Annotated in this window: 21 protein-coding genes and 3 pseudogenes; 7 read left to right on the top strand and 17 right to left on the bottom strand. The window is 41.1% G+C overall.

Features of this window, described 5'->3' with window-relative positions; all coding sequences use genetic code 11:
- Positions 1 to 186 precede the first annotated feature (186 nt).
- From APU02_RS02845 to APU02_RS02820, 6 genes are read right to left on the bottom strand one after another with little or no spacing between them, the layout of a single operon-like run.
- A complete protein-coding gene (locus tag APU02_RS02845; protein ID WP_060569195.1) occupies positions 187 to 651 on the bottom strand; it encodes a hypothetical protein in 465 nt (154 codons plus the stop codon).
- A 1-nt stretch (position 652) separates the two neighbouring features.
- A complete protein-coding gene (locus APU02_RS02840; protein ID WP_048212951.1) occupies positions 653 to 889 on the bottom strand; it encodes a hypothetical protein in 237 nt (78 codons plus the stop codon).
- On the bottom strand, positions 886 to 1,299 hold the full coding sequence (locus tag APU02_RS02835) for a hypothetical protein (protein WP_060569194.1): 414 nt from the start codon (positions 1,297 to 1,299) through the stop codon (positions 886 to 888). Before APU02_RS02835 ends, APU02_RS02840 begins: the two co-directional genes overlap by 4 nt.
- A complete protein-coding gene (locus APU02_RS02830; protein WP_060569193.1) occupies positions 1,292 to 1,633 on the bottom strand; it encodes a hypothetical protein in 342 nt (113 codons plus the stop codon). Before APU02_RS02830 ends, APU02_RS02835 begins: the two co-directional genes overlap by 8 nt.
- Positions 1,623 to 1,952, bottom strand: coding sequence for a hypothetical protein (locus APU02_RS02825; RefSeq protein ID WP_060569192.1), 330 nt, complete (start codon positions 1,950 to 1,952; stop codon positions 1,623 to 1,625). Before APU02_RS02825 ends, APU02_RS02830 begins: the two co-directional genes overlap by 11 nt.
- Complete coding sequence (locus tag APU02_RS02820; RefSeq protein ID WP_060569191.1) at positions 1,952 to 2,134, bottom strand: hypothetical protein; 183 nt, start codon at positions 2,132 to 2,134, stop codon at positions 1,952 to 1,954. The genes APU02_RS02825 and APU02_RS02820 overlap by 1 nt, the downstream gene beginning before the upstream one ends.
- Positions 2,135 to 2,471: 337 nt before the next feature.
- On the opposite strand from APU02_RS02820, the gene mobQ reads away from it, so the two are divergent.
- From mobQ to APU02_RS02805, 3 genes are all read left to right on the top strand, one after another.
- Complete coding sequence (gene mobQ, locus APU02_RS02815) at positions 2,472 to 3,773, top strand: MobQ family relaxase (RefSeq protein ID WP_060569190.1); 1,302 nt, start codon at positions 2,472 to 2,474, stop codon at positions 3,771 to 3,773.
- A 362-nt stretch (positions 3,774 to 4,135) separates the two neighbouring features.
- The gene (locus APU02_RS02810) at positions 4,136 to 4,630 is read left to right on the top strand and encodes a DUF4755 domain-containing protein (RefSeq protein WP_060569189.1); all 495 of its coding nucleotides are present in this window, start codon (positions 4,136 to 4,138) and stop codon (positions 4,628 to 4,630) included.
- Between the two features lie 36 nt (positions 4,631 to 4,666).
- Entirely contained in the window at positions 4,667 to 5,044 is a 378-nt protein-coding gene (locus APU02_RS02805; protein WP_060569188.1) for a hypothetical protein, read from the top strand.
- A gap of 1,006 nt (positions 5,045 to 6,050) precedes the next feature.
- Here the strand turns inward: APU02_RS02805 and APU02_RS02800 are convergent.
- The gene (locus APU02_RS02800; protein WP_060569187.1) at positions 6,051 to 6,254 is read right to left on the bottom strand and encodes an AlpA family transcriptional regulator; all 204 of its coding nucleotides are present in this window, start codon (positions 6,252 to 6,254) and stop codon (positions 6,051 to 6,053) included.
- A 484-nt stretch (positions 6,255 to 6,738) separates the two neighbouring features.
- On the opposite strand from APU02_RS02800, the gene APU02_RS02795 reads away from it, so the two are divergent.
- Positions 6,739 to 7,935, top strand: coding sequence for an integrase domain-containing protein (locus APU02_RS02795; RefSeq protein WP_060569186.1), 1,197 nt, complete (start codon positions 6,739 to 6,741; stop codon positions 7,933 to 7,935).
- 147 nt (positions 7,936 to 8,082) lie between these two features.
- On the opposite strand, the gene drt3b is transcribed toward APU02_RS02795, so the two are convergent.
- The 5 genes from drt3b to APU02_RS02770 all read right to left on the bottom strand — a co-directional run bounded on the left by drt3b (position 8,083) and on the right by APU02_RS02770 (position 13,186).
- Positions 8,083 to 10,035 carry an antiviral reverse transcriptase Drt3b gene (gene drt3b / locus APU02_RS02790; RefSeq protein WP_060569185.1) on the bottom strand — a complete coding sequence of 651 codons (1,953 nt, stop codon included), beginning with the start codon at positions 10,033 to 10,035 and terminating at the stop codon, positions 8,083 to 8,085.
- The gene (drt3a, locus tag APU02_RS02785) at positions 10,028 to 11,290 is read right to left on the bottom strand and encodes an antiviral reverse transcriptase Drt3a (protein ID WP_060569184.1); all 1,263 of its coding nucleotides are present in this window, start codon (positions 11,288 to 11,290) and stop codon (positions 10,028 to 10,030) included. Before drt3a ends, drt3b begins: the two co-directional genes overlap by 8 nt.
- Before the next feature lie 261 nt (positions 11,291 to 11,551).
- The gene (locus APU02_RS02780; RefSeq protein WP_060569183.1) at positions 11,552 to 12,127 is read right to left on the bottom strand and encodes a phage polarity suppression protein; all 576 of its coding nucleotides are present in this window, start codon (positions 12,125 to 12,127) and stop codon (positions 11,552 to 11,554) included.
- A 16-nt stretch (positions 12,128 to 12,143) separates the two neighbouring features.
- Entirely contained in the window at positions 12,144 to 12,386 is a 243-nt protein-coding gene (locus APU02_RS02775; protein WP_060569182.1) for an ogr/Delta-like zinc finger family protein, read from the bottom strand.
- Positions 12,383 to 13,186 (bottom strand): hypothetical protein, encoded by an 804-nt coding sequence (locus tag APU02_RS02770; protein ID WP_060569181.1) that lies wholly within the window; start codon positions 13,184 to 13,186, stop codon positions 12,383 to 12,385. The genes APU02_RS02775 and APU02_RS02770 overlap by 4 nt, the downstream gene beginning before the upstream one ends.
- 554 nt (positions 13,187 to 13,740) lie before the next feature.
- Between APU02_RS02770 and APU02_RS02765 the strand changes: the two genes are divergently transcribed.
- Both APU02_RS02765 and APU02_RS24800 read left to right on the top strand, forming a co-directional pair.
- Positions 13,741 to 14,007, top strand: coding sequence for an AlpA family transcriptional regulator (locus tag APU02_RS02765; protein ID WP_000556587.1), 267 nt, complete (start codon positions 13,741 to 13,743; stop codon positions 14,005 to 14,007).
- Positions 14,004 to 14,432 (top strand): annotated as a pseudogene (locus APU02_RS24800) (ash family protein); the annotation flags it as partial. The gene APU02_RS02765 and the pseudogene APU02_RS24800, both read left to right, overlap by 4 nt.
- On the opposite strand, the pseudogene APU02_RS02760 reads toward APU02_RS24800, so the two are convergent.
- The 4 genes and pseudogenes from APU02_RS02760 to APU02_RS02745 all read right to left on the bottom strand — a co-directional run.
- Positions 14,427 to 14,813 (bottom strand): annotated as a pseudogene (locus tag APU02_RS02760) (dihydrofolate reductase family protein); the annotation flags it as partial. The pseudogenes APU02_RS24800 and APU02_RS02760 sit on opposite strands and share 6 nt — an antisense overlap.
- Positions 14,814 to 15,010: 197 nt before the next feature.
- Complete coding sequence (locus tag APU02_RS02755; RefSeq protein WP_060569180.1) at positions 15,011 to 16,057, bottom strand: methylated-DNA--[protein]-cysteine S-methyltransferase; 1,047 nt, start codon at positions 16,055 to 16,057, stop codon at positions 15,011 to 15,013.
- Positions 16,041 to 16,817: an isocitrate lyase/phosphoenolpyruvate mutase family protein gene (locus APU02_RS02750; RefSeq protein ID WP_060569179.1), complete on the bottom strand. Its 777-nt coding sequence runs from the start codon at positions 16,815 to 16,817 to the stop codon at positions 16,041 to 16,043. The genes APU02_RS02755 and APU02_RS02750 overlap by 17 nt, the downstream gene beginning before the upstream one ends.
- Positions 16,818 to 16,984: 167 nt before the next feature.
- Positions 16,985 to 17,554, bottom strand: a pseudogene (locus APU02_RS02745) (tyrosine-type recombinase/integrase).
- A gap of 272 nt (positions 17,555 to 17,826) precedes the next feature.
- On the opposite strand from APU02_RS02745, the gene APU02_RS02740 reads away from it, so the two are divergent.
- Entirely contained in the window at positions 17,827 to 18,129 is a 303-nt protein-coding gene (locus tag APU02_RS02740; protein WP_072197066.1) for a hypothetical protein, read from the top strand.
- Positions 18,130 to 18,388: 259 nt separating this feature from the next.
- Here the strand turns inward: APU02_RS02740 and APU02_RS02735 are convergent, their stop codons facing one another.
- Entirely contained in the window at positions 18,389 to 19,282 is an 894-nt protein-coding gene (locus APU02_RS02735) for a LysR family transcriptional regulator (protein WP_060569177.1), read from the bottom strand.
- Positions 19,283 to 19,466 lie beyond the last annotated feature (184 nt).

Below are 19,466 nucleotides of genomic sequence, written 5' to 3'. Positions count from 1 at the left end.
AAAAAATCTTGATATTAAATTATAGTTCTTCAATAAGAAAGCCGATCTCTATCTTAAACGATCGGCTTATTTCTATCGTTCACATAATAAGATAATTTATACTCAGAGTTTTTCAACAAGAACAATAGCGCCAGCTTAAAAGAGCCCTCCACTCCATTCTGCTTGACGTCCTAAATACAGGAGTTGTCATTTAGCCTTATTGGAGACATTGCGGCGCTCCATGAATAACTTATAACGCTCATCTGCTTCTTTTTGAAACTTTTCAGCGTCAAATTCATCAGCCTCTATTTTCATATTTTGTTTTAACTCAGCATCTAATCTTTTATTCTCTCTCAATCTTTCCTTTTCGGATAATATAAGTTTATAGTATTTTAATTTAATATTAAAACTTTCTTTTACTAACTCATTAGGATCAAAGTCTATTTTGTACTTTCGTAGAAGCCTCAATATATTATCTATTGTCATTTTTTTATCTTCCTTTTTTATTCTCTCTCCTTCATGATCTTTTTTCCTTTTCCCGTATTTTAACCAATGCTTAAAATTATAGGCACTATAATGCTGCCATTGATATATTTCAGCGGAATACATCACCGACAACATACAAACAATAAAAAATACAACCATAAAAACCACACATATTAAATAATACATATCAGCCTCCGCCTTTCCTTCTATATTGTTCTTTTATTAATGCTACGTGATATTTTTTTGCGTTGCTTATACTTACATCAGCAGAGTTCCTAGCAGAAGCAAAAGCACTTGAAACAACAGAAGCAATAATAGCAACTAAGAAAGCAGCAACAAAAAACCCCATCGCTGGCCCCATAAAACTAGCCCCACCGTCATCTATTGCTGGTTTTGCTTTTGCTAATAATGATAATAGGCTCATATATTTCTCTCTTCTTCAATGTTTTTAATCGCTGTTTCTATTCTTTGTTTTACAAATTCTCTAAACACATAACCTATTATTCGCGCGTCTTCACATATATCTAACTCATCCTTTTTATGAAAATATAAATCAGCGCTTAAAAGCTCTTCGCTTTGAATATCTAACATTTTACTAGCAAGTGATATTCTAATAATATTTCGCACTTCTAAATCCAAGCTTGCTCTATCGTGCTTATTCAAAAGCTGGAGCGGATGAAAATCTTTTTTTCTTTTCATTTCTTGCATGTCATTATCAAAATCTATCATTAAAAAATGTAAGCAAGTAAAAGACGTATCATAGAAATTTAGGCGGTTCATCATATCCGCCGTTCCCTCTTTTCGAGGGTTCGGGTTAGGTCTTAAGTTATTCATCTGCTTTACTCCTTTTCTTGTTGTTTTTTAGCTTCCATTCATTCAATCTTTTATCGCCTTCAACTTTTAAGAACTCACGCTGATCGTTTATTCTTTTCAGTATTAGATTATTAGTTAACGCTCCTACTAACAAAGAAATATCATTCGCAAAATCTAATGTCTCGATGTTATTTTCTCTAACTATTCTTATTAGTTCAGCGCCGACTTTTATTTTACGTGTCGCATCTTTTTTCCTTTCTTCTGCCTTCATTTCTTGCTCCATTCTATTCAATAAGTTTGCTCTTTGCTCAATTTCTTTTTTTACTTTATTATATTTTTCTATATTAAACGCCATTTTTTGAACCTCTCTTTTCTTTTATCGTAATAAAAAAAGCAATCAATCCACTGATCAATAAAATTGGTAAAGTTAAAATAAACCCTACCAATAACACTAATGTAAATCCGATCACGCCGGACATCTCATATAGATTTCCGAACAATGTGAATTCGTTTTTATACTCAATCATATTCTGTAAAACAGACCTTTTTTCAATATCTTTTTCTTTTAAAGAATCTTCTCTATATTCATAATCTTCACAACTCAAAGAAATTTCCACAGTATTATCATTCAAATACTCATTATCATAATAGTCGTAATCATCATTCCCAATCATTATAGTTCTCCTCCTAACATGTCATAAACAACAGTAAAATCATTCTCATGAGAAAGAAGATTGTAAGTTATAAATAAGCTTGTCCTATAAACAATATCTGTATTTTCATCCTGTAGTTTTTGAATAATCAACTTAAGAAGATCAGACGCTGCCACTTCAATTTTTTTATCAATATCATTCATGTTCCACCTCTTTTATTTTTTGTAATTTCTGTTATATATATTAAGTAATATAATTATTTATTTAAGTAAAGCGCGATATATATTTTTTTGTTTTTAGAACGCATTTTTCAGATAAAAGGCTCACGTGCGGCGGCTATTTTAGTTTTGCTAAAAACTACAATAGCGCACTTATACATTCTTCGAATGTGCGCGCCCCATAAATGGGGATTTACTAACGCATAAAAATAAAAAGTTATATTCGCTTTATGCTCAATATTACTTAATCGCTTTTTAAAAAAGCAAATATATTTTGCTTGTTTTAAAAAGTATTTGCTTTCAATATCAGGAGATAGAAACAATGGCAATATTTCATATGAGCGCTCAAACAATAACACGCAGTAAGGGGCATAGTAGCGTAGCTGCGGCAGCTTATCGCCACGGCGAGAAGTTAACGGACGAACACACAGGAGAGATCCACGACTACAGCAAAAAGAAAGGTATTTCAGACAGTGTGATATTAATACCTGAAAGCGCAGACCGTAATTTTTTAAAGCCTGCATATTTATGGAACACGATAGAAAAAAACGAAAAAAGAAAAGATGCGCAGTTAGCACGCGAGTTTAATATTGCGCTTCCTGTCGAAATGACAGACGAACAAAAAAAGGCGTTAGCAAAAGATTTTTGCCAAGAGCATTTTGTAAAAAATGGAATGATTGCTGATATAGCTTTTCACAAGCTCAATAGCGACAACCCACATTTTCACGTAATGCTAACTACTCGCCGCCTTACTCCTGACGGTGCAGGGTTCGGGCAAAAGGTCAGAGAATGGAACAGCAAAGAGCAGCTACAAGAATGGCGCAAGAGCTGGGCAGACACAGCGAACGAGCACATGCAAAAGGCTGGCATCGATGCGCGTATTGATCATCGTTCACTGAAAGAACAAAAAGCAGAGCTTGACGCTATCCTCCCCCCTCTCAGAACGGTTGAGCAAGAGGCGCAGGCTATCAGCTTAGACAGACCGCCGACTATCCATAGAGGACATAGCCGCAATCCAGAGCGACAAGCACGCTTTGACATGCTCCAAGGAGTGAAAGTATCACAAGAGGCAAAAGCACTTAACCACATTGAACAGAAACAGCCTAAGCCCTCGCCGCTGGCTCCAGCTTCCTCCCCTGCCGCATCTTTGCAAGATGCTACACAGGGAGGCAATGAAAACAACCCGCAAAATAAACTCGGCGAAGTTGGTGAATATCTTCAATCTAAACTCAATAAAGAAGATAAAGCAGATTTTAATGCTGATAATGAAATCAAAGTTCACACTACTAAAAATAATAGTAAAAGCAGTTCAGCAGCAGCGATAGGTTCAACATCAAATATTAATTTAACCGATGAGAAAGTAGATAAGAATCTACACTTAACAGAAGCACAAAAAGAAGAGTTAGAAGATTTAGAAAATAAAGAAGTAGCAGCGAAGAAAAAAGCTTATCTGATGAGTGGCGCTGCCGTTCCTGAACTTTCTCAAGATAATAAAACACAGTCAAAAAGTGAGTTTAGAAATAAGCTTCATACGGCAAAACAGTCAATATCATTCACTGAACAGCGATTCAATGAAGAACGTGAAGCATATGAGAACAGAAGAAACCGACCAATACCGCGCTAAGTATTTTACTCATTTTTTATCCCCAATGAATGACTCAGCGTTATATTTACTTTAACCAATTGATAGTATAGGTTTATTTTCACCTGACATCGTATCGTTTATATCGATCAAAATCGATATAATGATAGCTTAAAACTATCACAATTAACAAATCGATCGATTAAAACAATTAATACATCGATCGATAAACCCATTTTAATCGTCAAAACCTATCAATATTAATTAATCGATCTGTAATAACGATCATTTTGCTTGAGAGTAGCCCTCCTCATGGTATGCTCGGAGCGTGGAAGACCGGGCTACTCACCTTGGTATCTTCATGATTAAGCTAAAAACAATCGCTCTATGAGGAATGAAATTTTATGAAAACAGAAAACATTATTTTTCTTTTTTGGGCAGTGATTTTTATCCTGATCTTCTGCCAAGTTTTTTACTTTGGCCCTAAAAAAAGAAGATACCTCAATACTTATACAGAGGTATTAGATGGGGATGTCCTCTCATATGAATGTCAAAATACCGGTGTAGTCATTGATACTAAAAAACACACAGTACGTATTTTCAATACAGATAAGGACAGCACTTTCAAATACGACAGCATCAGGGAAATAAATTATACGCTATCCGAAGCCGGAAAAATTTATAACACAGGTAATAATCTAAACTCTATGATAAAGTCCGCTGGAGCTAACAGCAATGAGCAAATGTTAGCTAATCAGCGTTCCGGTATTTTTATACTGACAGATGATATAAAAAATCCTTCATGGAAAATCAATCTACCAATGAAAAACAAAACATCATCGACCAATCAGCAGATCTGCGATCGCTGGCTCCTCATTTTTAATAAATATGTTTTATAACTTTATTTTTTATTATTATTTATCATCGGAGTTGATATGAAAAAACTTATTACGGCAGTATTCATTATTCTTCCTTTGGCAAGTTGTACTGTTTATGGAAACAAATCTATTAAAGACGAAACGCAGCAAAATATAGCCTCAAAAATTATCAAAGGTAAAACTACTCAACAAGATATCCTTCATCTTTATGGGGAACCTCAGACTAAAGAAACTAACGATGGTAAAGAAATGTGGGGATATTCCGTTATGTCCGGTGAATCTCAGATTTCAAATTACATACCGGGATTAGCGTTATTGAAGAATAGCAGCACAGCGCACATGAAAGAACTTGAGATCTGGTTTAAAGGTGATGTGGTTGAACGCTATACCTTTAGACAAACAGCAAGCAAAGCTTCTCGCGGGTTGTTAGATTAATTTCACTCCAATACCATTTCATCTTTAAAAAGAAGTTGGCGTAATCCGACTTCTTTTTTATTTTATCAGTAATCTGACATTACTTATATTTCTATTAGTGCCTCATGAAATAGCACCTTACCTTTTATATTTACCCATCTGGGGGGTTAACCTTTATTTTTATTAAAAAATTTTGTACTAGTAGTACTAATTAATTAATTTAAAAGTTTTTGGTTTTAAGGTTTGAGGGTTTGTGTTTTAGCGGGGCGGCTTTCAGCCGTAGTAGTTTTCCTCCGAAGGAGGAAATAGTTTTTCTTTAAGCATTCCCCCCCTACCCCCCACGCCAAAAAGGCTAAAAAAGAGAGATAGGAGATGCTCATTGCGTCTTGAAAATATTCAGAACGTTTCCATTCTGATACTTCCCCCACGACCCACGCAAACACAAATCATGAAACTTTCAAACAACTCTCGTTTTACTAAAGAGTCTATACTACTGTTTGTAAATTTTTTAGATTGTGCGATTCAGGTTGGCAGCTACGCATATCCCGGTTAACCGCTGCCGCAATATTCTAAGTTTCACCAAACACTCGATGTCCTTCGTACTTAGACCTTGATACAACAAGGGTAATATTATATTGCTTTTGTAGATTAAATGTTTCTGGAAATGGTATTGACATTTTATCTATGTCAAAGTCGGCGAAATTTGTTTAATCATGCAGATTAGAGGCTTCTGGAAGTGGTATTTAACATTAGTTAAAAGTCGACGAAGCATTTCTAATCTTTTGTATCTTTATATTATATAAATCTATATATAGCATCAGTCAATAGATAAAATCAAAAATATTTTAAAAACATGATTAGATGAAAAACAAAAAAAAGACCAGATTAAACCCCAGTCTCTGTTTTACTTAATATCAGTTATGTTTTTCATATATAGTTTTAAAACGCTCTGTAAGCGATTTTGAGACGTTTTACACTGGAAGCGGTGTAATCATATAAATAATAAAATAGAGTACTGTAATGATTTTTACGCCGCTTGATTACGCGAATAAAATATCTTTTCATCAATCCATTTGTCAACTTCACTTTCAACAAATGCGATAGTTCTTTCACCAGTCTTGATCGGAGAAGGGAAATCACCCCGGCTAATCAGCCGATAGATCCACGCTTTACAAAAACCAGTCTTGTTTAACACTTCGGGTAAGCGGATAAGTCTTTTTCTTTCGTTCATATACTTCCTCATAGTTGTTTTGATGAGGCTATTATTCGAATATCGCTTATGACGATCAACAACTTTTTTAGCAAAAAGTGCTTTTTTAGTTGACTATTTTAAATTAACAGTCATTCAATCACCTTCGGAAGTTGAACTCATGAGTTCAACTCCTCACCGTTAGTCATGACATTCAAAATGTGCTTATTTTTTAGCCGCAATACTTTTTTTATCCCTTCATTGCACCTCAATGTAAAATACAAATAATTAATATATTTAATAATCAAATAATTAAAGAGTAGATTACAGGGACGCCAGCCCAAATGATGATCCGGATACGTCCGGTGAAGTACAGAAAGCCCGCACGGCACAAGCCCTACGGGCTTTTTTGTGTCTGTCATTGTCCGAGGGCATCCGGCTAAATCCAGAGAAAATTGGTACACGTTTAGGTACACGCTATACTGTGGTCCATTAAACGTGTACCAATTATGGAAGGGATCCAGACATGGCGCGCATTACACGCCCCCTCACTAACAACGAAATCCTCAAAGCGAAACCCCGCGAAAAAGACTTCACCCTGCATGATGGTGATGGCTTGTTCTTGCTCGTCAAAACCTCCGGTAAAAAACTCTGGCGCTTCCGTTATCAACGACCGGGAAGCAGCAGCCGCACAAATTTGAGTCTCGGCTCATACCCTGCCCTTACACTCGCAGCTGCTCGTCAGATACGCGACCAGCACTTAACCACGCTCGCGCAAGGCATGGATCCACAACAGCAACAGGAGCAAGCGTCAGAACAACGCCAGATTGAGTTAGACAGCATTTTCTCAACAGTGGCTGTTAACTGGTTCCAGATTAAAAGCAGAAGTGTCACAGAGGATTATGCAAAGGATATTTGGCGCTCTTTGGATAAAGACGTGTTCCCGGCAATCGGTGCGATACCAGTTCAGGAGATTAAGGCCAGAACGATTGTTGAAGCATTGGAGCCAATAAAAGCACGTGGCGCATTAGAGACGGTTCGTCGCCTAGTCCAGCGTATTAACGAGATAATGATTTACGCGGTTAATACCGGTCTGATTGATGCAAATCCGGCGTCAGGTGTTGGAATGGCATTTGAGAAACCCAAAAAGCAAAACATGCCCACGCTACGACCAGAAGAATTACCCAAGCTGATGCGTTCTCTGGTCATGTCAAATCTAACTGTTTCGACTCGCTGTCTTATTGAGTGGCAGCTTCTGACCCTAGTGCGTCCTTCTGAGGCTTCTGGTGCTCGCTGGGTAGAGATCGATCTCGATGCCAAAATCTGGACGATTCCCGCCGAACGAATGAAGGCTAAGCGTGAACACATTGTTCCTTTATCACCACAAGCATTAGAAATTCTGGATGTGATGAAACCTATCAGTGCCCATCGTGAGCATATTTTCCCAAGTAGAAATAATCCAAAGCAAGCTATGAATAGCCAGACGGCTAATGCTGCGCTAAAAAGAGCTGGCTGGAATGGGAAGTTGGTTGCTCACGGCTTACGCTCTATAGCTAGCACGACACTCAATGAAAAAGGATTTAATCCAGACGTCATTGAAGCAGCACTAGCACATACTGATAAGAATGAAGTAAGAAGAGCATACAATCGCTCTGTCTATTTGCAACAAAGAGTAGAACTGATGCAGTGGTGGGGGAATTTTGTAGAAAATAAAAGAAATTGAAGCAACCTCATCCCTTAGTGTGTGCATTGCTGCTCTTGAGCGTCATAGGGTAGCTAAGGTTACGTGTAACTTACCTACCGTAATCAGCCCTAGTATATCGAAAAATCGTGTAGGGCATATTGGTTGCATTGACAATAACTTAGCAATTCAATAGGCTTTTTTCAATTGTTTTTTTTCTAAGAAATTCAAAAGATCGACATTGCTCCAGTCCACAAACCAAGGATTTGCTACAGAATAACTTATAAAACTATCTATTTCATTATTGTTAGGAGTAGCTTCTTGCAATTCTTTTAGAATTGACTTCAACCATATTTTTTTCCATTTTAAATCAATATACGGGCAGGACATAACATCCAAAAAAAGCATTGCCTTTTCACTATAATCTAAAATATTATCACTTGACATTAACTTTGAATTTATAACGTCAATAATATTATTCTTAAGTGAATCATAAACCTTTTTATCTTTCACAATATACAGACAGGACACTATGTCAAAATAGGAATCAACTTCACTAAAAACATCCTCAACCAACTGCTTTGATAGGTATCTATCTTGATCTAACTCTCCAATAACATACATAATATTATATGCTTCAAGACTGACCAAATTATCAATGGTTTTTTTTCCATTTTTAGCGGCTTTAAGAAAGTCCTCAATTTCAAAATAAATATATGATGCAATAAGATCACTATAAGATGGGACTTTAGCCTTAAAATATCTTAGGGTTACTATAAGTATTGATGCTAGCTTATATGACGAACTAACAGAAGGTGCAACTCTGAAAAAAAATAATGAAATATGAAGCAAAACATACATTACATTATATATATCTTTATCTTCTGCTTGATTAACTGAAGAAGTTAATCTTTTAATTCTTTCAAAAATAGCAGACACAATATAAGAGGAAACCTCACCATATCCTGATTTTCTTTCGGAACATATAATTTTAACTTCATCTATAAACTTGTTTGCTAATTTCCTGTTATTGTATATAGGCTTAGCAATTAATTTCATTTCATCGTCATATGAAAGAAATGAATCAATAAAAACATTCATCCTTTGATTGACATGATGAATAATTTGCGTTTTTGCTGTGATAAAAGGCCGACTGTTTTTTGTTACCTTACCCAAATTCACATGCATATTATATTCATTTAATTTATCAGCATAAACCTTATATATTATTTCGGCGTTAACTTCATTCTTGGAAAATATAAAAACATCATCAACATAACGACGAATATCATAGTCGACACCTTTATTTAATGGTGTATCAATATTCCTTAACTTAAATTGAACATTCAAATCTATTTTTTGAAATATAATCTCAGCGAATATACGACTAATTTCCGGACCAATTATCACACCATGAGTTTCGTTAAAATTGCAACGTTGCATTAATTTATCGAATGCATCACCAAAATTTAATGATTTATTAGCCAACATGCCTTTAGTGAAAGTTTTAGTTTTTGTAGCCCATGAAATTGAATGAGTATAGATACTATCAAAACATTTTGAAACGTCTAATGTATATAACGTATTATATTTACGCTCAAGGTCAATGAAATCATTAGACATAAAAAATTTATACAAACGATCATAACCATGATAGCCAAAATATGATGAAGCATGCCGAGTCAATAGTTCGTTTTTGTCAGTATCAATAGGCCCTCTCTTATATAAATTCTTATCTTCCAGCAAATTTTTATAGTAATAAGTACTTGCAACCTTTACTGGTCTCCGAATAGAAAAATCACTCTTAGAACAGAAATTAATCATCACTTGATTAAAGTGGAGATAAAAATCTCGCATTTCAATCTGAGATATGGGGTGTGGGAAAGCTAACCGCCGAAACTCTGTCTCATTTTTATTAATTTTAAAGACATATGGAATCGTATACCTGCCTTTCTTTCTTTCACCCAGAATAACTCTTTGAGTCAATAACTTAGCTATATCATTGGCCGTTTGGTATTTTACTACATTGTTATAAAAACCATCATTGGACACTATTATAGGTGTTTCATAAGGTATGGTTTCAGTTACCAGAACCCTATTAAAATCTTTTTTGTTAACTCTTACTTCCTTCTTTTTAGACATATTTCCAACACCTTTGAATTCTCATCATTTTTAAAGCAGAGTAATGAAAGAAATGACGCTTTTCATGGCCTCTAACAAAACTAATTTTAAGCAAACGATATTTTTTGTATTGATTTAAGTTCGCATGAAAATCAAAAAAAACTTTACCATTGGACGATAATACAGCTTTTCTTAAAAACAAATCCAGTTCAGCAAGACGCCTTGAAGTTCTGGCATCAACGAGAGGATAATTATAATGAATACCAGATAATCGTTTTAATACTCTACCAGAGTCTAAAATACTAAAGTTTGTAGATAGAAACTTTAGCCTTTCACATAGCAACTCAAAATCTTTTGTTTTATTATAATCAATAATAGAATAAATTATTCTGCTTTTTATTTTATTAGCCTTTGCATGTGCAAGATCAACTTCAATTAATCTATAAAACCCTCTTATATTGCACTCTTCTATTTTATCTCCAACACTGAAATCGTATCCTAAATACTCAAAGGTTAACAATTTCGTGGGTGATTCGGTATTTTTTTTCTTAGCATATTTTGGAATCAAATCGCTAATGTAATATTTTTCCCCTTCATTAAAGCTCAGTCCCGGTGGAAGGATAGATTTTACATTCTCTATAAAAGCATTACTATCCTCAAAACCACTAGTAACAATAACGATATCATCTACATACCTAGCATAATAAAATACAGACTTATCATCTTTCAGATGATTATCGAAATCATGCATTAGTAACTCTGCTAAGTATGCACTTATTGATAATCCTCTTGGTATTCCTTCGCCACCAGTCAAATAGAATGAATAAAGAAACTCCTTTAAGAGTTGCTTCGTTTTCATTTCCAATCGTTCTAACTCATCAATTTTTTTAAAAATATAGTCTTTATTAAAAGACTCATAAAATGAATGTATATCCAATCTATATACTTTATACTGTGAACATTCCGATAAAAATAAATTTAATGTATCAACAATCATTGTTCGAGAGGGCAATTTCAATTGATACAAATTAGATAAATTACTTTCAACTTTCCTCAAGACCAAAGTATCAGCTAACTCGTCGGCCCAATATACTTTCTTCCCTCTTAAAACTGATGATCGTAAATTATATCCCAAAAAACCATTATTAGATCTCTCGATTGCAGCTCGAATGGTTTTTTCTCTAACACTGTCTAGACTTAATGCTCTATTTTTCTGGAAATCCTCAGGCTTAAAGCATCGTGATAGTGTCCGCGGATTGAAAGACTGATCATACATACAATCGTCCTGATTTTAGTTTTATTTAATCTTAATATTGCCTCCGAGAACAATTCCTTTCAAGCCTTTTGGCGCGCAATGCTCTCCCCGCCACGCCTGCCCGCTTCCTAGAGCGCTTTTAATGCAGGTGCATGAAGGGACTCAGGCCGCGCCAGTGCTGGTGCGGCGGGGTGTGGAAAATTCAGGTTTTTGCATGCAAAGCCATGCAGCGTAGGCATGCATGGCTATTTTTATTAAAAAGACGGGTATTTTCGGGGCGTTTTATGCGGATTTTTTGCGAGTCTGCGCGGCTTGTCGGCGCATGAAAATCTGACTCTGTTCAGGCGTATATTTTGCCCGGTTGTCGTCTCTCGATGCTCTGTCAGGCCGGAAACCGATGGTTGTCAGAATGTCGCGATCTTCCTCTGCATAATCAATATTTCCTCCGCGGGTTACATGAACGGACAGCGCTTCGCGAACACTGGCGGCCGCCCGGTCGAGAGCCCGTTCTCTGACGATGTCAGGTTGTTCGCAGAGGTGCATTAATTCCGGTGCCAGTGCGGTGGCCAGCGCGTCGCCGCTTACCTGCATAAAGGCGTGGAGCTGACGCCGGATACTGATACGCTGCACGGCCTCATGTGACCGGATGTACTGCCCGGCCGACTGATTTACCGCCCATTTTTTCAGGTCAATATCATCCCGCAGCGCCTGTGCGACCTCCGGTTCATAACGGGTGCAGGTCAGCTCCAGCTCTTTCAGCGCCATTTCAGCCCGCGCCAGTGCTGACTTGCTGCTCATCCAGTCCGATTTATTCTTCTGACAGGTTTCAAAGGCCTGTTCCAGTAGTGCTCGTGCCATTGTCTTTTCTCCTGAATCAGTGGCGCAGCGATGAGCGGGCGCAGTCCAGAATTCGGGGCGGTGTTTCTGGTACTGTCTGCGGCGGTTCGGGCTTTTCTTCTGACGGTGGCCGTATCACCTCGTCGATAGACTCGATGGTGCGAAAGGTTGCGGAGCAAAAGACATTCACGCACTGGAGGTAGCTCTGTTTGACGTTATCCGACAGGTAACGGCTGGTACGGACATGGGCAGCCTGTTTGCAGTACGGACAGCGCATCATGGCTTAACCCCCCGCGATTTTTTCTTCTGTGCCAGCTCTTTAGCCCGCGCCATTCTGAGAACAGGGCTTTTAAAGAGCTTCATGTCCACGCCGGTGAGTGCCGGACGGTGAAGCCCAATTTTTGAAATTACCGGCTCCTGCGCCATGTTGAATGTGTAGTACCTGCTTTGCGCCAGTACATTCTCCCCCAGTTCCTGAATGAGAACGTTGTGAGGGTGTTCTTCTCCTTTCATTTCGAGTTCACGCAGACGTAACGCAAATGCGCGCACCAGTGAGGGAGGGATGTCTTTCATCACGGTCGCCCACTCATTCCGGGAGTAGGCAGAGAACACCGTAAAATGCGTGCCGACGTACTTATCTCCTGATGTACAGGCGGACAGCATGGTACTGGCTTTATCATCGTTGAGTTCATCAATCAGGGCGGTGAATTCCTCCGCCAGCTCCCGACCGGCCACTCGCTGACTGTGTTCGGCTTTCAGTTCCGGGGTCATCATGCCGCGCAGTTCGCGAAAACGGGTACGCCAGTTTTGTTCGGCTTCGGCACTTTCATTCAGGGCGTTCTGACGCTCTTTCTCGCTGCGGGTAATGGCGGCATCAATATCATTCAGTTTCAGCATATTTTCCGTGTGCGCGGATTTGGCCTTGCTGAACGCATCAAGTGCGTTATTTATCGTGGCCTCTGCGTTCTGGTTTGATTTCTCGTTAAGGGTATCCAGTGCGCTGTCAATGGCCGTGCGGATGTTCTCATCCTGCGTGCTGCCGATGGTTTTCATTACTGCGGTAAACAAATCTGGTTTCATCGTCGGGTTCTCTCTGTGCTTTCAACCTGACGCCATTCTGCCGTCCCTCAGACAACAACTCGATTCATTGCCGTTGTCGCAGACATGGCACAAACAGGACTTTAAACCCGGCTGGCCAGAGAAAGGTCGCAGGCCCCCCCCCTCACTCTGTTTGTTTTTTTACGATTAACTATTCACTACTGTTCACCTTTAAGAAAAAGATAAGTAATACAGTAAGATAAGTGGTGAACAGTTGAGGGTCTGACTGTTCACCGTCTGTTCACCACTGTTCACCCTCCTGTTTTTTCAGCCAGTTATTCACTTAGACCTTTTGGTAATTAAAAAGCAAATTAATATAAACAAAAGCAATAGAAGGATTGCCAATGGATTGCCACAGGATTGCCACAGGATTGCCAGTGTATGCCTCTGTTTGCCATTCACCTGTTAACGGTTTGTTGTGTGGGATTTCACTGCAAAATGACTTGTTGCCCTGCGTAAAAATATTCACAAAATAGTGAGCTACCCGAAGCCGGACGGACACGACCGGCACTGTATGGACTTTGTGAGGTAGCCCGATGCACACCGCTTTTTCTTCCCCGTCTTCTGCCCCTGCCGCGCCACTGATGCCGGTTTCTGATACCGTTCACGAACGCTTTATCCGTCTGCCCGAAGTGATGCATCTGTGTGGCCTGTCCCGCTCGACCATTTACGACCTCATCAGCCGGGAAGCCTTCCCGAAACAAATCTCCCTCGGCGGAAAAAATGTGGCGTGGGCGCAGTCTGAAATCACTGCATGGATGGCGGATCGCATTGCCGAACGTAACCGGGGCTATGACGCATGATGATGATCGTTCAGCAAACAGCCCCTTTTTCTGGCTTGCTTCTTTTCGCCGTTTCCAGGTATAGTTTTCCCGCTGTCGCAAAATCGGCAGCCGGGATTGGCGTCCCGTTTACAACATTGGCGACACCGGACGCGCCTTGCGTCTTTTTTTACGTCGTTGCTCAGGCACACCCATTTTTCGGGCTGTGGTGTTTACACCTTAGCCCCTGTCAGATAATGGTGATCCGGGCGGGGCAGCCTTCGGGCTGGCCGGTATTCATTGAGGCCGGTATTCCAACCCCCGTTCGGGTCACCACCCATGAGCGTAGGAACTCCGGTGGTGGCAATAACCGCTACTCAATGGAGGTTGCCACTATGGCTACGACCCTCACCTCGTCACACCCGCAGTTTGTCTTTGTGTTTGCTGCTGTTCGTCGCGCAGACCAGACCTTCGCGCAGGAACGACTGTATTAATTGCCCACCATCGATATAGACCCGGTGCACGTTCTTCTCCATCAGGTCAGCAAGAGCCTCCCTTGGCGTGCGGCATGAAAACTGCACTTTTCCCTTCAGCGCCTCGGGCACGGGGGTATCGGTTAGCTGCCGGGAAAGCACCAGCACGGGTCGATCATAAGGCCATTCGTCAAAAGTCAGCACCTTCTCATAGCTGCCTCGCCCCATAATGATCCAATCTTTGTCCGCAATGAATGCGGCATAGCCATGATCTTCTGTCGGGTCATCGCGCTTCAACAGCCAGTCGATATCGCCATCCTGTCGAGCGATATAACCATCAAGACTGACCGCGATGAAAACATGTGTGGTGACCATAAAGAGCTCCGTATTCAGGTTGCATATATCTCGTTGATTAGCAATGTCCGCTCCAGGCACGAAGCGAGCAAGTTACCTAAGCTGAAGGTCCGCTGTGAGCGAAAAGCGGACCTTTAGTTGCAAAAACCTTCGAAAGGCACAAGAACCAAGCCCTCAAACAGAGCATACGTTTCTGGCTAAATGGGACCATCAGATCATCAAATGTTGCTTCTCTCATGATCAATGAGCCATTCTTTACGAGAAATGCCACCACCATAACCGGTCATCTTTCCATCTTTTCCAATTATTCTATGACAAGGGATCACAATCGCAATCCGGTTTGCACCATTAGCAGCAGCGACTGCACGTACGGCATTTGGCTTATGAATCCGTAGTGAAATCGCCTGATAGTGTGAGGTCTCCCCATAGGGAACAGCACGCAACTCATGCCAGACGGATTGTTGAAAATCACTGCCCGGGGCATCTATAGAGAGTTCAAACTGTCGGCGAGTTCCGGCAAAATACTCGCTCATTTCTTTGACTGTCTGCCGCGTATGGCTGTTTTCTCCGGTGACAATTCTGGCGTTAAATAAACGCTGGATATCGCGAAATTCCGTTTCTAACATCCGGCGATCGGTAAATTCCAGCAGGCAGACTCCCCGCTCTGTCGCACAGACAAACATAGGCCCCAACGTCGTGGTAAACCGGTGAATGACAATCACCTGGGTTGCCTGAGTCGGAGCTGCTCCAGTAAGCCGCTTGTAGGTATAACCAAACCCGCTCAGGGATTCATAGCCATTGTCCAGCGCGACGTCCGTTGCCGCTCGTCCGCTTTTCAGCTCCTGCAGGGCAATGTTCACCCGCTGCATTCGCTGGAAAGCCTGAAAAGTGATGCCGTGATGTTGCAGGAACCAGCGTCTTACCCGCTCCGGATTGATTCCATGCTGACGAAGCTCCGCGTCAGCCACACGGGATTTCATATCGCGCCTGACAAGCGCAAGCGCCTGTTCAACAAATAATGGCGCGCTGTGCGCATTTTCAGCAGGTCTGCAGACCTTACAGGGACGAAAGCCTGCCGCCAGGGCAGATTTGGCATCTTTATAAAATTCGACATTTTCGCGTTTGGGCTTTCGTGCCCGGCATACAGAAATGCAGAATACGCCAGTGGTTTTGACGCCAACAAAAAACACGCCGGTATATTCTGAAGCACGTTCAAGCAATGCCTGATACCAGGTATCACACAAATTCTTATCGGTTATTTTCATCACCAAAAAGTCCTTCAAACGTCTGACTCGACCGGATCGTATGCATTACATCAGTCAGCGTTGACTGAATGGCCGAATGAACAAAATTGCCCATTGAAATGCGGCTTACCCCGGCCAGTTTCAGCCTACCGAACGACGGAAGATCAGGCATACACATGACATTCAGAGGCAGACCCGTTGCCTCTGCAATGAGGCTGATGTCTTTCTCTGACGTCAGGCAGGGAACAAAAAGGCCGTCAGCACCTGCAGCTTTATAGCTCTGACCCCGTAATAACGTTTCCTGCAACGCGCTTTCATGCCCGAGCAGGTACGTGTCGGTCCGGATGTTCAGAAACAGGTTATAATTTTCGCTTCTCAGCACATTGCATACTGCTCTCAGATTACGGGAAAAATCAGATGCATCGTCAAGCTGACGAACCCCATTAACGACTCTGCTGTCTTCAAGGTTTACGCCTGATACGCCTATCTGTGCGAGGCGTTTGAGATTGGCTGTTATCTCTTCGGCTGAATCACCATACCCTGCTTCCATGTCAACGCTCAATGGCAGGTTGCTGACAGCCCGGATACGTGTGACCACATAAAATAATTCATTAATCGGCATTCCCTGCCCGTCTTCATATCCCAGTGTAGCCGCTATTGCTGCGCTGGACGTTCCCAGAGCCTGATAACCTGCTCTTTGCGCTGCGACAGCGCTGGCGGCGTCCCAAACGTTAGCGATAAGAAGAGGTTGGTGCTGGTTGTGGAGTTCTGCAAAATTCATATTCATTTCCTCTCAATAGATTGAAAATGAATCTAAGCATTCAGTAAAAACCTCACAACCGAAATTCAGACGACCATTTTTAAGCAAAGTGAGTCTGTTCTTCGGAGCTGGGCGTAACCTTTCAAGGTCTGCTCATGGCACAGGGCTGCTGTTGCAGCCCTGACAAATTAAACTTCAATAGACTCAGATATCTCCAGGGCATCATCCACTTCAATATCGAGATAACGGACTGTACTTTCGAGTTTTTTGTGACCTGACAGTAGCTGGAGCAATCGAAGATTCTTCGTTTTTTTAAAGATCAGATATGGCTTGGTTCTTCGCATAGAATGCGTACTGTACAGAGTCTCGTCGAGACCCAGCTTATTAATCCCATCCATGAAAAATACGGTTATATTGCCTGGTTGAGATATGTCGTGAAGGACCGACGCGGGACTGGAACAGATAGTCGCTACTACGTAGATGAGCCATTTTGATCCACGCTGCTACAGCCTCTCTGGTTCCCTTAGTCAGTTCAAACTGAACGGGGCTTCCCGTTTTTTGCTGCAGCATTGTCGCTCTGCCCGAAACAGAATGCCCATAGGCCACATCAGAAACTTTTAGCTTAACCAGCAGCCCCGAAGTTTACTGTCCAGAGCCATGCTAAACAGAGCTAAATCGCGTACTTTTCCTTCCAGCTCAAGTCTGATACGGATTCCCCAGATATGAGAGATCTGAAGAGGCCGTTTCTGGCCAATAATACGGCCCTTGTTTCAGGGGGATGTTGTCATGCTCAATCTCCTTTGGGTTAGGAGATGTGATTATGGTTGTCCCATATGAGCGAGGAGCGGATATTGTAACTTTCGCATACTGATTTTGAGACAGGATGGCTTTCACTTGGCTGGTATTGTGTAAGCCGTCATAGCATATGCATAATATCTTTCTTCAGCGACTAATTATTCATCATAAAATCGATATTATCGCAGAAGAAAGACGTTTCTGGTCACATTGTGTCTACAAGGGGAAACTGAAAATGAGATTTATAACACTGTTTACATTGCTTTTCGCTCTTCCCCTCCATGCCGAAGACCATGATTATGGTCCTCCCATCTCCAGATGCTTGAACAAACATACTATTCCCTATATTAACACGACGATCCCTGCTGAGAATATTGTTAATAATGCTTATAAGGAATGCGAGGATATTATTAATCAATGGAATAATGAGCGTGCATCCTTGCCCAAGGAAATGGTAATCAAGCAGAATAAGGAATTTAGAGAGATGTATGTCAGGATGATTGATATCCGTAGGAAAACCGGTGCTAACAAAAGATGAACGCTTTGTTTTGCTTTATTTCGTAAAGTAGCGCTCTTGGGGCCGGGTAAAATCTCGCGTTAAGCTTTCCTGAAAGGCAGCTTTGAGCGAGAAGCTGACCTTAGACCCTGTAATAAAGTCGGCCTGATACCCGCCGACATTTTACTGTGACCTAAATTCGTGATGGTAAAAATGCTCAGTGGTTCGAACCTGTCAGCGATGAGCAATATAAAGATCTGTAGCCACGCTCGGCACTGCATATAAAATGCAGCATCGTACCTTAATCCTGTACGCGCAAGGCTTTAAGAACTTCACTGAAAGCTGGTGAAGCCTGATGGCGATGCGGATAATAAAGATAAAATCCGTCCCAGAAGGGAGAGAACTCCTCAAGAACTCTTATTACGTCACCTTTTTCAATCCAGGGCTGGGCAATGTCTTCCGGTACATAGGCAAGCCCCAGCCCCGCTACAGCGGCATCAAGTACATGAAAAATATCATTGAAAATCAGCTGGCCATCAACCCGTATTTTTATTTCCCGTCCGTCTTCCTCAAATTCCCATGCATAGATACCGCCTCTGGTAAGAAAACGATAATTGATGCAGCTATGGTGGATTAAATCCTGAGGTTTTTGCGGTTCCTCGTGGCTGGCGAAATACGATTTCGCGCCGATTACCGCAAAACGAAAATCCGGGCTTATACGCGCTGATATCATCCCATTGGCTAACTGATATCCCATTCTGACGCCCGCATCAAATCGGTCGTTCACAATATCTGATAGGCCATTATCCTGCACCAGTTCAACGGTGACGTCCGGATAACGCGGGATAAACTCCCGCAATTTGGGCAGCAGCACGCAACTGATGGCAAAATCAGGAGCGTTAATTCTTATTGTCCCTGAAGGTTTATCTTTAAACGCATTGAGCGCCTCAAGCTGCGCTTCGATCCCATCAAAGTGCGCGCCAATCCCTTCCAACAAACGCTCTCCGGCTTCCGTTGGGGTTACCGAACGGGTAGTGCGAGTCAACAGCCGGATGCCAAGCCTTTTCTCGAGATTACGGATCGTATGGCTCAGGGCAGATTGTGAGATGCTCATCTTTGCCGCCGCCTTTGTGAAGCTTCGCTCCCGCGCTACGGTGAGAAATGCGGCCAAATCATTAATATTATTTCGTACCACTGGCATCTCCTCTTGACCAATGAATCTGCATTGCCCCTTTGTGCCATGACTGAAAAGACGTTTGTCGGCCTTTCCTGTTTACCTTACCACCACTGACCAATTTATGAGAATTCTTCATGATTCTAACCAATATTACCCGACTAATTTCCTTAGCGCTGAGCCTCTATAGTTTTGCCATGTTTTT

The sequence above is a fragment of the Citrobacter sp. 50677481 genome (assembly GCF_001463265.1).
Lineage (GTDB): Bacteria > Pseudomonadota > Gammaproteobacteria > Enterobacterales > Enterobacteriaceae > Citrobacter_A > Citrobacter_A sedlakii.
The sequence above is the reverse complement of the archived record's forward strand: the minus strand, read 5'-3'. Positions and strand labels throughout refer to the sequence as shown.